At 64.1% G+C, this 11883-nt stretch carries 10 protein-coding genes and 1 tRNA gene; 7 read left to right on the top strand and 4 right to left on the bottom strand.

The genetic code is table 11. The features are described from left to right. Positions 1–33 precede the first annotated feature (33 nt). Complete coding sequence (gene ompR, locus P5W98_RS07730; protein ID WP_027814652.1) at positions 34–768, bottom strand: osmolarity response regulator transcription factor OmpR; 735 nt, start codon at positions 766–768, stop codon at positions 34–36. Positions 769–1031: 263 nt separating this feature from the next. On the opposite strand from ompR, the gene P5W98_RS07725 reads away from it, so the two are divergent. From P5W98_RS07725 to P5W98_RS07715, 3 genes are all read left to right on the top strand, one after another. Then, positions 1032–1334, top strand: coding sequence for a hypothetical protein (locus tag P5W98_RS07725; protein ID WP_421024026.1), 303 nt, complete (start codon positions 1032–1034; stop codon positions 1332–1334). Between the two features lie 154 nt (positions 1335–1488). After that, positions 1489–2952, top strand: coding sequence for a DUF1800 domain-containing protein (locus tag P5W98_RS07720; protein WP_421079517.1), 1464 nt, complete (start codon positions 1489–1491; stop codon positions 2950–2952). Positions 2953–3093: 141 nt separating this feature from the next. Then, positions 3094–4335 carry a DUF1501 domain-containing protein gene (locus P5W98_RS07715; protein ID WP_421024024.1) on the top strand — a complete coding sequence of 414 codons (1242 nt, stop codon included), beginning with the start codon at positions 3094–3096 and terminating at the stop codon, positions 4333–4335. A gap of 54 nt (positions 4336–4389) precedes the next feature. Here the strand turns inward: P5W98_RS07715 and P5W98_RS07710 are convergent, their stop codons facing one another. Further along, entirely contained in the window at positions 4390–5232 is an 843-nt protein-coding gene (locus P5W98_RS07710) for a squalene/phytoene synthase family protein (RefSeq protein WP_434718034.1), read from the bottom strand. A gap of 297 nt (positions 5233–5529) precedes the next feature. On the opposite strand from P5W98_RS07710, the gene P5W98_RS07705 reads away from it, so the two are divergent. Next, positions 5530–5616, top strand: a tRNA-Leu gene (locus P5W98_RS07705). A gap of 103 nt (positions 5617–5719) precedes the next feature. Here P5W98_RS07705 and P5W98_RS07700 read toward each other — a convergent pair. Beyond that, complete coding sequence (locus P5W98_RS07700) at positions 5720–6166, bottom strand: MarR family winged helix-turn-helix transcriptional regulator (protein WP_421024022.1); 447 nt, start codon at positions 6164–6166, stop codon at positions 5720–5722. 213 nt (positions 6167–6379) lie between these two features. Then, positions 6380–7537, bottom strand: a complete 1158-nt coding sequence (locus P5W98_RS07695) for a glycerate kinase (protein ID WP_421024021.1) — start codon at positions 7535–7537, stop codon at positions 6380–6382. A 518-nt stretch (positions 7538–8055) separates the two neighbouring features. On the opposite strand from P5W98_RS07695, the gene tig reads away from it, so the two are divergent. From tig to clpX, 3 genes are all read left to right on the top strand, one after another. Then, entirely contained in the window at positions 8056–9402 is a 1347-nt protein-coding gene (gene tig / locus P5W98_RS07690; protein WP_421024020.1) for a trigger factor, read from the top strand. A 169-nt stretch (positions 9403–9571) separates the two neighbouring features. Further along, the gene (gene clpP / locus P5W98_RS07685; protein WP_035533252.1) at positions 9572–10225 is read left to right on the top strand and encodes an ATP-dependent Clp endopeptidase proteolytic subunit ClpP; all 654 of its coding nucleotides are present in this window, start codon (positions 9572–9574) and stop codon (positions 10223–10225) included. Positions 10226–10499: 274 nt separating this feature from the next. Next, complete coding sequence (gene clpX / locus P5W98_RS07680) at positions 10500–11771, top strand: ATP-dependent Clp protease ATP-binding subunit ClpX (RefSeq protein WP_421024019.1); 1272 nt, start codon at positions 10500–10502, stop codon at positions 11769–11771. The last annotated feature ends 112 nt before the right edge of the window (positions 11772–11883 follow it).

Genomic DNA, 11883 nt, shown 5'->3' with positions numbered 1-11883 from the left:
AAGGCAGTGCAGACAACGAGACCCCGTCGAGTATCAGGCCGCACCGTCGGGAATGAACACGTAGCCGAGGCCCCAGACCGTCTGGATGAAGCGCGGGCTGCCCGGGTCGGGCTCGATCAGCTTGCGCAGACGCGAGATCTGCACGTCGAGGCTGCGGTCGAACACTTCGTATTCCCGGCCGCGCGCGAGCTCCATGAGTTTTTCGCGTGAGAGCGGCTGGCGCGGATGGCGCGCGAACACCTTGAGCACCGAGAATTCGCCCGTGGTGAGCGGGATTTCCTGGCCAGCCTTGGTGAGCGTGCGGGTGGCGAGGTTCAGCGCGAATTCGCCGAACTCGAACACCTCCGTGGTTTCCGAAGGCGCGCCCGGCAACTCGGACGGCGCCTGGCGACGCAGCACCGCATGAATGCGCGCAACCAGCTCGCGCGGGTTGAAGGGCTTCGGAAGGTAATCGTCAGCGCCCATTTCGAGGCCGACGATGCGATCCACATCTTCGCCCTTGGCGGTAAGCATGATGATGGGCGTGCGATCGTTGCTGCCGCGCAGGCGCCGGCAAATGGACAGGCCGTCTTCGCCCGGCAGCATGAGATCGAGCACCAGCAGATCGAAACGTTCGCGCACCCACAGCTTGTTCATCGCGGGTGCGTTTTCTGCCACATAGACGTTGAAACCCTGCTCGCCGAGGTAGCGGCGCAGCAGGTCCCGCAGCCGCGGGTCGTCGTCGACAACGAGAATTTTGGACGGGTTCTTGGTTTCCATGCCTGGCATCTTAGCGCGATTGAGAAGATGTGCGAGTTTGCAACAATTATAAGGTTACAGTCAGTTACAAAATTTACCCATGCTGTGGCACGGGCTCAAGCACTGACAGATAGACTTCTTTGCGTAAAACGGCCATTCGTTAGATACTTCATTCGAATTTCGAACCAGTGCCCGTATCGAGCCGGGTCCGTCCATGAATTCGAGGTAGCCGTTTGCCGCGTCAAGAAGGGAACAAAACGATGGGAGGGGTCAGGCCGACAATGCGCCATAACATGATTGCACTGGCGTTGGCCAGTGGCGTCGTGGCTGCATTGAACACGGCGCCCGTCCATGCCCAGACGTTCCCGGAGGGTTCCCAGGCGTCCGCCGCCCACACTCGCCGCACTGGCGCGAAGCAGCCTGCGCGCAAGATGCGTACCGATACGCCCGCTGGCCCTGCATCTGACATCACGCAGCGCGCGGCGGTTCCCTCCGATCTCGACCAGCGCCGGCGTGACGGTCATATGACGCCCGACGAGCGCCGCCTCCTGCGCCAGCACATCGAAGACGCCGTGCGCGAACTTTACAAGCGCTGATCGAGCGGCCCGCCTATGAGTCGCTAAAGACGCCTCTCTCCATCGCTGAAAAATCCTGTAGCAACGCGCCGTCAACAGATGCGTCGCGTGCATCGTTAGTTCGTTACCTTCGTCTCCTGGGGGCGCGCGGGCCGAACCTGCGTGTTTCAGTCCCATGTCAGTCACGCAACGACCTGCATCGGTTCCACCGGCGCGCCGTGGGCATCGTCATGGCGCGGCAAGCGCACCGCCTGTGTCCACAGCCCCGGACAGCGCGCTCCTCGACGCCGACGACGCCACTCATCTGCTCATCCGCACGGGCTTCGCGCCGGCGCCCGCCGAGATCGCGCCTTATGTCGGGCTCACGCGCGTAGCGGCCGTCGAGCGCGTTCTGGCGACGGCGCGCACCGATGCAGTGACGCCGCTGCCTGCATGGACCGCCGATCCCCCGTTGAACCGCGCGCAGCGCGAAACCCTCACCCCCGAGGCGCGTCGCGACGTGCAGCGTCAGCATCGCCTGCACTACGAAGAACTGCGCGCCTGGTGGATGCGTGAAATTCTGGTCACGCCATCGCCGCTCACCGAGCGCATGACGCTCCTCTGGCACAACCATTTCACGTCGGGCCAGGACAAGGTTGGCGAGCCAACGCTGATGGCGCAGCAAAATGCGCTGCTGAGGCGCAACGCTCTGGGCAGCTTCGCGACGCTGCTGCACGAGGTCGCGAAGGATCCGGCGATGCTGCTGTATCTCGACGGCGCCAGCAACCGCAAAGGCAAGCCGAACGAGAACTTCGCGCGCGAGGTCATGGAGCTTTTCACGCTGGGCGAAGGGCAGTATTCGCAGCAGGACGTGACTGAGGCAGCGCGTGCATACACGGGCTGGGGCGTCGATCCCGACACGCGGCGCTACGTCTGGCGCCCGGCGCAGCACGACGAAGGCGTGAAGACCGTGCTGGGCAGGAGCGGCCCCTTCGACGGCGACGCCGTGCTCGATATCCTGCTGGGCGAGCCGCGCACCGCGAGCTTCATCTCGGCCAGGCTATGGCGCGAATTCGTTTCGGATACGCCGGACCCGGCTCGGCTCGGCATGGTGGCAGCACGCTTTCGCGCGAGTGGCTACGACATCAAGGCGGCGCTCGGCGCGCTGCTCGTCTCGCCCGAGTTCTGGGACGAGCGCAATCGCGGCGTGCTGGTGAGCTCGCCGGTCGAATTCATCGCGGGCACCGTGCGCCGCTTCGGGGTGAGCTACGCGAATACGACGATGTTCGCGCGCACTTCGGCGGCGCTCGGCGAGAATCTGTTCTATCCGCCGAACGTGAAGGGCTGGCCCGGCGGCGCCATGTGGATCAACAGCGCGACGCTGCTGGCGCGCAAGCAGTTCGTCGAGCAGCTTTTTCGCGCCACCGAGACCGCGCGTCCGCGCATGGGCGGCGCGATGCATGGTGGCATGCGCTTCGATCTGGACGGCTGGCTCGGGCACTTCGGCCTGACGGCCGACGCCGTACCCGGTTTGTCCGCCCAGTTGCAGATGCAGCACGCCGTGCTGCCGCTCGCGCCCGTCGACGCGATTGCGGCGGGCAGCAGTGCGGGCGCGTATCTCGAAGCACTTTTGATGGACCCGGTCTTTCAGTTGAAGTGACCCGGTAGAAGTGATCCAATGACGCCAGCGTCGAGCGATTGAAATGAACGCCAGCAATCACGATAGAAGCATCGGTAGCAGCATCGATTACCACGACAACCGCGGCGCGGCACGGCGTCGCCTGGACCCGCGAGGCCCGGCATGAAGCGGCGAGACTTTCTGGCCGCCGCAGCCGCGATGACGGCCGCGGGCGCTGCATCGTGGCTGCCCGCGGCGGCGCATGCGCAAGGCAACATGGCCGCGCAGCGTCGCGCGAGCGGCTACGACAATCTACTGATTCTCGTCGAGCTCAAAGGTGGCAACGACGGGTTGAACACCGTCGTGCCATTCGCGGATCCGCTCTATTACCGCTATCGCGCGAACATCGGCGTGCGTCGCGACGATGCGATCCAGCTCGACGAACGCACGGCGCTGCATCCCGCGCTTGCGCCGCTCATGCCGATGTGGCGCGAACACGAACTCGCCATAGTGCAGGGCGTGAGCTATGCGCAGCCGAATCTCTCGCATTTCCGCTCGATCGAGATCTGGGACACGGCGTCCAATGCCGACCAATACCTGCGCGAAGGCTGGCTTACCCGCGCGTTCGCGAGTGCGCCCGTGCCGACGGGCTTTGCGGCCGATGGCCTCGTGCTCGGCAGCGCCGAGATGGGGCCGCTCGCGAATGGCGCGCACGCTGTTGCGCTCGTCAATCCCGCGCAGTTCGCGCGCGCCTCGCGGCTCGTCACGCCGGTCGCGCTCAAGGAGCGCAATCCTGCGCTCGCCCATATCCTCGATGTCGAGAACGAAATCGTCCGTGCCGCCGACCAGTTGCGGCCGCGTCCCGGCCAGTATGTGCTGAAGACTGCGTTTCCGGGGGGCGCCTTCGGCACTTCGGTGAAAACTGCGATGCAGGCACTGGCCTCGGGCGCAACCATGACCGGCGCGCAAGAAGGGCCCGCGCCGGTGCCGGGACGGGGTGTGGCCGTGATCCGGCTCACGCTCAACGGTTTCGATACGCATCAGAACCAGCCGCAGCGGCATGCGGATCTGTTGCGCCAGTTCGCGGCGGGGATGGTGGCGATGCGTTCGGCGCTGGCCGAGATGGGGCGCTGGGACCGCACGTTGATCGTCACCTATGCCGAGTTCGGGCGACGCGTGCGCGAGAACCAGAGCCGTGGCACGGATCACGGTACGGCCTCAGCGCATTTTGTCGCGGGCGGGCGGGTGGCCGGCGGGCTTCATGGCGAGGCGCCGAAGCTTGCGCGCCTCGACGGCAACGGCAATTTGCCGGTCGCCGTCGACTTCAGGCAGATTTACGCGACGGTACTGGCGAACTGGTGGGGGCTCGACGCGCAGGCGGTGCTGCAGCAACGCTTCGACACGCTGCCGCTGCTGCGGGCATAGCGCAAGCGTTCCAGCGCCGGCATCGGCATCGGCGCCGGTCGGCGCATTGGGCAATCAGGCGCGGCGGGCGGCGCGCCAGGCGATCCAGAGCTTGCGAATCGGCGTGATCACGATCTGCTGGTGCAGCACCTGAAAGCCTTCGCGCTCCACTTCGTCGAGCAAGGCAAGCTCGAGCGCCGCGAGCGCGCGCAAGGTGCGCTGATGGCGGCGCTCCGCAACGGGAATCGCATCTAGCGCTGCGTTCACGGCTTCGCGCGCGCGGGCGGTCTGGAACTGCATGAGTTCCGTGAATTCACCGCTATAGCGGCGATTGATCAGATCGGCCGCGGTGACGTTGTAGCGCTGCAATTCGTCGATTGGCACGTAGATGCGGCCATGGCGTGCATCGTTGCCGATCTCGGGCACGAATTGCGCCAGCATCAGCGCATTGCCGAGCGGCGCGGCCCAGCGCGCGGCGCCGGCGCGGGCTTCATCCGTGCGCGCGCCAACTTGGGCCACGAGGGTCGCGAAGGTGCCGCCCACACCATCGATATAACGGCGTAGATTCGGCAGGTCGAGATAGCGTGCCTGCTCGAAGTCCATTTCGAAGCCGGCGAGCAACTGCTGAAGCAGCGAATCGATCGCGACCGTATCGTCCAGATGGTGCGCGAGCGCCTGGGTTACGGGGTGCGATGCGTTGCCTGCAGCGAGCGCCGCCAGTTCCTTTTGCCACCATGCAAGCTTGGTGCGGCCCACCGTGGGGTCGCTCGTTTCCTTGGCGGTTTCCTCGAGCTCGCGGCGCAGCGCGAACAGGGCGGTGAGCAGCGGTTGACGGGCGGCGCTGGCCTGGCGCAGCGCGTAGTAGGTGCTCGATCCGGGCGGGGCCGCTTTTTGCAGGCAGTATTCGTCGAAATTCACGGCGTTCGGGGGCGAGGAAGGGCGGATTCGCCGGCGTCCCAACGGGGCGCGCGGAGCAAGTCGCTGCGGAGCGGCGATTCTAGCACCGGTACTTGTTTGCGGCGGGCCGATCGGAGGCGGCCGGATGCGCAGCCAGGGTGCAGACAAGCGCAAGGCAATCGGTTAGAATCTCGCGCTTGCGCTTTGCGGGTGGCTTATCCAGCTGTCGGAGGCGCAGTGCAGGTTTGTATCGCACGCGATAGATCCCACGTCCCACACTCACGTGAGCTCGCAGCGGTCCCGCCATGCAAGGAATTCGCGTGAGTGGCGAAATTGGTAGACGCACCAGGTTTAGGTCCTGACGCCCGCAAGGGTGTGCCGGTTCGAGTCCGGCCTCACGCACCAAAAGCAAAGGCCACGTACCTCCGGGTACGTGGCCTTTTTGTTCGACGCCCACGCACTCGATCATGCGCATGGGCCATCTATTCCGTTTATCGCGCGTGCTGCATCACGATTCTTCCTGGGCTGCCGCAATGACTTTCTCCAGCGCGCGGTTGAGCAACTCGCGTTCCTTCTCGTCGAGACAGGCGAACAGGTCCACGTTCCACTTGCGCGCAACGGGCATGACCTTGCGATAGAGCGCGCGCCCGTCGGTTGTGAGCGAAACGAGTACGAGGCGCCCATCTTCCTCGCTGGCGTCGCGTTGCATGAGGCCGCGGCGCATCAATGCCTCTGCGGCGCGGCTGGCCTGGCTCTTGTCGAGATTCGCGTGACGCGCGAGTTCCATCACGGAAAACGGGCCGAACGCGCCCACGGCGGCAATGAGACGTGCCTCCGGCAGCGTGATGCCGAGCTTCGCCTGGTAGCGCTCGCTCGCACCGCGTTCGGACAGCTTGTTGAGGACATGGAGCCGATAGGTCAGAAATTGTTCGAGTCCGGCTTTGCTTGCCTTCATGGTCGTCCTGGTCTGGTCGCGTGAGGTCCGCGCGATCACGCCGCGCGTATCATGATTGTTGCCTCAACCAGCGCCCGGGTCAACGCGCAAGAACCCTCGTAGGCCCGTCCGGAATGGGCCTACGAATCTATTAATCCCTTACTGCGAAACCCGGTGAAAACGCGTACTAAAGTCAGACGAAACTTCGGGCTTGCGGCGCGTTATGGTGGTGCGTCAGGCGTCGCGCGAACCGTACCTGAGGCGCGTGAGTTGCTCCGCTTCGTTCGCGAGCAGCGTGGCGGCTTCGCGGATGGCCGTGTCGAGCGTGATCGGGCCCGGCGCAGGCGAGAAGCAGCCGCTGAAGTGTTCGGCGAGACGAGGCAGGGCAGCGGGATCGACCGCGCCCGACAGCAGCGTGGCCGGCACGCCGGCGGCCTGCGCATGGCGGCATGCAATGAAGGGGGCCTTGCCGTGCAGCGTCTGCACGTCGGAACGGCCTTCGCCGGTGATGAGCCAATGCGCGCCCGCGAGCGCCGCGTCGAGGCCGATCGTGCGCGCCACGACTTCGGCGCCGGGCTCGAAGCTCGCGCCGAGCATGCGCAGCGCAAAGCCGAGACCGCCTGCGGCGCCCGCGCCGGCTTCGCTGCGCGCGCTGCGGCCGAGCGCCGCTTCGAGCAGATCGGCGAAACGCACGAGGGCGGCGTCGATCGTTGCGACCTGTTCGGGCTTCACGCCTTTTTGCGGGCCGAACACCGCGGTTGCGCCGTGATCGCCATTGAGCGGATTGTCGACGTCCGACATCGCAACGAAGCTGGCTTCGCCAAGCCGTGCGTCGAGCCCGGAGACGTCCACCCGCGCGAGCTGCGCCAGCGCCTGCGGCGTGGGTGCGAGCGCATTGCCGTTGGCGTCGAACAATTGCAGGCCGAGGCCGACCAGAAGGCCCGCGCCGCCATCGTTCGTGCTGCTGCCGCCGAGCGCGACATAGAAGCGGCGCACGCCTTCGTCGAGCAGTGCGCGAATGGCTTCCCCCATGCCGCGCGTGCTGCGTGCGTCGACCGGCACGCCCATGCCCACCGGGTCGGTGATGCCGACGATCTCGGCGGTTTCGACGACGGCGCTGCCGTCGTGCAGCAGGCCGACGGCAGCGTCGCGCCGTGCGCCGGCCGCGCCTTCCACATTGATCACGCGGCGCTCGCCGCCTACGCTGAGCATCGCGTCGAGCGTGCCTTCGCCGCCGTCCGCCATCGGGCAGATGCGGATATCGGCGTCGGCGCGGGCGCGGCGAATGCCATCGGCGATCGCGGCGGCGACCCCATCCGCGCTGAGCGAGCCTTTGAAAGAATCGGGAGCAATGACGACGACGGGTGCGTCAGCAAACGACTGGTTGGGCATGGTGTCTCGACTGGAAGAGTTGTGTTGGCAGAGGCTGTTGCCGGCGGGGCGTCCGGCGCGAGCGCTAGCTTACCAGTGGTCGGGTGCCTGCTGGATACCTCAGGCGAGATAGCACGCATCGCAGCCACGTACCCACGCGCGAAATCCGGCCGTTTCATGGACGCTTCATGGCCGCTTCATGGCCATCGTGTGGCTGTTTTGCGGCCGTTTTTGCGTCCCGGTCAGCGCCATCTTCCTGCAGGAACGGCAATTCCATTTGAGTGCGGCAATAGTTTGCTAAAATACCGGGCTCTTTTGACGGAACCGCACCGCAAACTGCTCGATCCGGCTTAATTTGGCCGATTGATAGCGGGATGGGTCTCGCGGATCCCGCAAAGGGCGCCGCCCCGTATCCCGGTCGGGCGCAAGCCGGCGGCGCCGACGAGGCACAGGCGAGACGCAAGCGATGCGGGTGACCCATCGGACTGCGGCAGCAAAGATTACTGAAACGCTCGAACAATTTTAGGACGATTGAAGCCATGGCTAACGTTGTAGAAAACCTCGGCAAGCTCGAACGCCGCGTGACGATTTCCCTGCCGAAGGACGCCGTGCAGAAAGAAGTCGACTCGCGCATCCGCCAACTCGCGAAGAACGTGCGCATGCCGGGTTTCCGCCCGGGCAAGGTGCCGCTCAAGATGGTCACGCAGCAGTACTCGGGCCAGGTCGAAGCCGAAGTCCTGAGCGACAAGGTCGGTAAGGAGTTCTTCGACATCAGCCGCGCCGAGAACCTGCGCGTTGCAGGTCAGCCGAGCTTCGCGCCGAAGGCCGAAGCTGCTGAGGGCGATTACGCGTTCGATGCGACTTTCGAGGTCTATCCGGAAGTGACGCTGGGCGACGTCGCGAGCGCCGAAATCGAGCGCACGACCACCAGCATCACCGAAGCGGAAATCGACCGCACGCTGGACATTCTGCGCAAGCAGCGCGTGCACTACCACGCACGTGGCGAAGCAGGCGAGCACGGTGACGGCGGCGCCGACACCGCAGCGAAGGAAGGCGACCGCGTGACGGTCGACTTCGTCGGCAAGATCGACGACGTCGCATTCCCTGGCGGCAGCGCCGAAGGCTTCGCATTCGTGCTGGGCGAAGGCCGCATGCTGCCGGAATTCGAAAAGGCGGCGATCGGCCTGAAGAAGGGCGAGTCGCGCGAATTCGACCTCGCATTCCCCGAGGACTACCACGGCAAGGAAGTCGCCGGCAAGACCGCGAAGTTCACGATCACGATGCAGCAGATCGAGTGGCCGCACCTGCCGGAGATCGACGCTGAATTCGCGAAGTCGCTCGGCATCGCCGACGGCGACCTCGTGAAGATGCGCGCCGAGATCAAGGACAATCTCGAGCGCGAAGCGAAGCGCCGAACCCAGGCCATCGTCAAGAACCAGGTCATGGACGCGCTCCTGAAGATCGCCGAACTCGACGTGCCGAATGCGCTCATCGAACAAGACCAGCAGCGCCTCGTCGAAATGGCGCGCGCCGACCTCGCGCAGCGCGGCGTGCCCAACGCGAAGGACGCCCCGATCCCGGCCGAAATGTTCAAGGAACAAGCCGAGCGCCGCGTGAAGCTCGGCCTCGTGCTGGCCGAGCTCGTGAAGGCGAACAACCTCGAAGCGAAGCCGGAGCAGATCCGCGCTGAAGTCGACGAATTCGCGAAAAGCTACGAAGACCCGAAGGAAGTCGTGCGCTGGTATTATTCGAACCAGCAGCGCCTCGCCGAAATGGAAGCCTACGTCGTCGAATCGAACGTCGTGGACTTCGTGCTCGGCAAGGCCAAGGTGACGGACAAGCTGGTGAGCTTCGAAGAACTGGCAAGCGCAACGGCGCAGGCTTAAATCTGCCCGCTACGGCGTGCCGGCTGTCGGAGCGACCGACGGCCAGCACGCCGTTTTTGTATCCGCAGAATTTGGCCCCACTCGAGTTGTGGTTGATTTTTGCAGGGTCCGTCGCCATTGAGCATTATCAGGGTTACCAGAACAACTCTTCCAGACAAGGATGCACCGCATGACCATTCGCGCTCAATCGCTGGACACGTTGACCTCCCACGCCTCGCGGGATTTCGATCCGCAGGCGCTCGGGCTCGTGCCGATCGTCGTCGAGACGAGCGGCCGCGGCGAGCGCTCTTATGATATCTACTCGCGCCTGCTCAAGGAGCGTGTGGTGTTCCTGGTCGGCGAAGTGAACGACCAGACCGCGAATCTCGTTGTCGCGCAGTTGCTGTTTCTCGAAAGCGAAAACCCTGACAAGGACATCAGCCTGTACATCAACAGTCCGGGTGGCTCGGTTTCTGCTGGCATGGCGATCTACGACACGATGCAGTTCATCAAGCCTGATGTTTCGACCCTTTGCATGGGCCTCGCGGCCAGCATGGGTGCGTTCCTGCTTGCGTCGGGCGCGAAGGGCAAGCGCTTTGCGCTGCCGAACTCGCGCGTGATGATTCACCAGCCGCTCGGCGGCGCACGCGGCCAGGCGTCGGACATCGAAATCCAGGCGCGCGAAATCCTGTACCTGAAGGAGCGCCTGAACCAGCTGCTTGCCACGCACACGGGGCAGCCGGTCGAGCGCATCGCGCGCGACACCGACCGCGATAACTTCATGTCGGGCGATGACGCGCAGGCGTACGGCCTCGTCGACCAGGTGCTGCACAAGCGTCCCTGATCCGGTGCGCGTTTTTGCTGGCATTTTTGGTGCCAGTTAATGGTGCCAACTGAGGGTGCCAACTGAGGATGCCAACCGAGGGCCCGCTCGCTTCGTGCGCGATCCCCGTGAAAAACGGGATAGCCACGGGCGCGCGGACCATGTGAAATAATCGGCAAACGCGCTTCGCGGCCTGCGGCCCAACGCCGTCACAGCAAGCGGTTCACGCGCCCCCCGGCGGCGTCCGGGGGAAACGGCGTATCATGTAACAGAGTGTCCGGAGGCTCATTTATTCATGGCGGACAAGAAAGGTTCTAACAGCGAAAAGCTGTTGTATTGCTCGTTTTGCGGCAAAAGCCAGCATGAAGTAAAGAAACTGATTGCTGGTCCGTCGGTATTCATCTGCGATGAATGCATCGACTTGTGCAACGAGATCATTCGCGACGAGGCTGCCGGTGCCGGCATCGACGCTGCGCTGTCGCGCTCGGACCTGCCGAGCCCGCAAGAGATCCGCGACATTCTCGACCAGTACGTGATTGGTCAGGAGCGCGCGAAGAAGATCCTCGCGGTGGCGGTGTACAACCACTACAAGCGTCTGAAGCATCTCGACAAGAAGGACGACGTCGAGCTCTCCAAGAGCAATATCCTGCTGATCGGGCCCACGGGCTCGGGCAAGACGCTGCTCGCGCAGACGCTCGCGCGCCTTCTGAACGTGCCGTTCGTGATTGCGGACGCCACCACGCTGACCGAAGCCGGCTACGTGGGCGAAGACGTCGAGAACATCATTCAGAAGCTGCTGCAGAACTGCAATTACGAGGTCGACAAGGCCCAGCGCGGCATCGTCTATATCGACGAAATCGACAAGATCAGCCGCAAGTCTGACAACCCGTCGATCACGCGCGACGTGTCGGGCGAAGGCGTGCAGCAGGCGCTGCTCAAGCTCGTTGAGGGCACGATGGCGTCAGTGCCGCCGCAGGGCGGTCGCAAGCATCCGAACCAGGATTTCATCCAGGTCGACACGACCAATATTCTGTTCATTTGTGGCGGCGCGTTTGATGGTCTGGAAAAAGTCATCACGGATCGTACCGAGAAGACCGGCATCGGTTTCGGCGCGAGCGTGAAGAGCAAGCAGGAACGCGACACGGGCGAAGTGTTGCGCGAAACGGAACCGGAAGACCTGATCAAGTTCGGCCTGATTCCGGAGCTGATCGGCCGTCTGCCGGTGGTCGCGACGCTTGGCAAGCTCGACGAAGCCGCGCTCATGAAGATTCTGGTCGAGCCGAAGAATGCGCTCGTCAAGCAGTATCACAAGCTCTTCAACATGGAGCGCGTGGAACTCGAGATTCGCCCGGCTGCCTTGCAGGCCGTCGCCCGCAAGGCGATCCGCCGCAAGACGGGCGCCCGGGGGCTGCGCTCGATCCTGGAGCAGGCATTGCTCGATGTGATGTACGAGCTGCCGGCCATGAAGGGTGTGAGCAAGGTCATCATCGACGACAACGTGATCGACGGCGACGGTAAACCGCTGCTGATCTACGAAGACGCGCCAAAGGTTGCTGGCTCGAACTGATGGTGATGATCGGCTAAAGAGTTCCGGGAAAAAGCCGTTCATGCAATGGGATGAACGGCTTTTTCGTTTATCTTGTGGTCGATGGCGCACTTTTTTGGAGTCACTGAACTTT

Origin of the sequence: Paraburkholderia sp. A1BS-2L (genome assembly GCF_051125205.1) — a bacterium.
Taxonomy (GTDB): domain Bacteria; phylum Pseudomonadota; class Gammaproteobacteria; order Burkholderiales; family Burkholderiaceae; genus Paraburkholderia.
The sequence above is the reverse complement of the archived record's forward strand: the minus strand, read 5'-3'. Positions and strand labels throughout refer to the sequence as shown.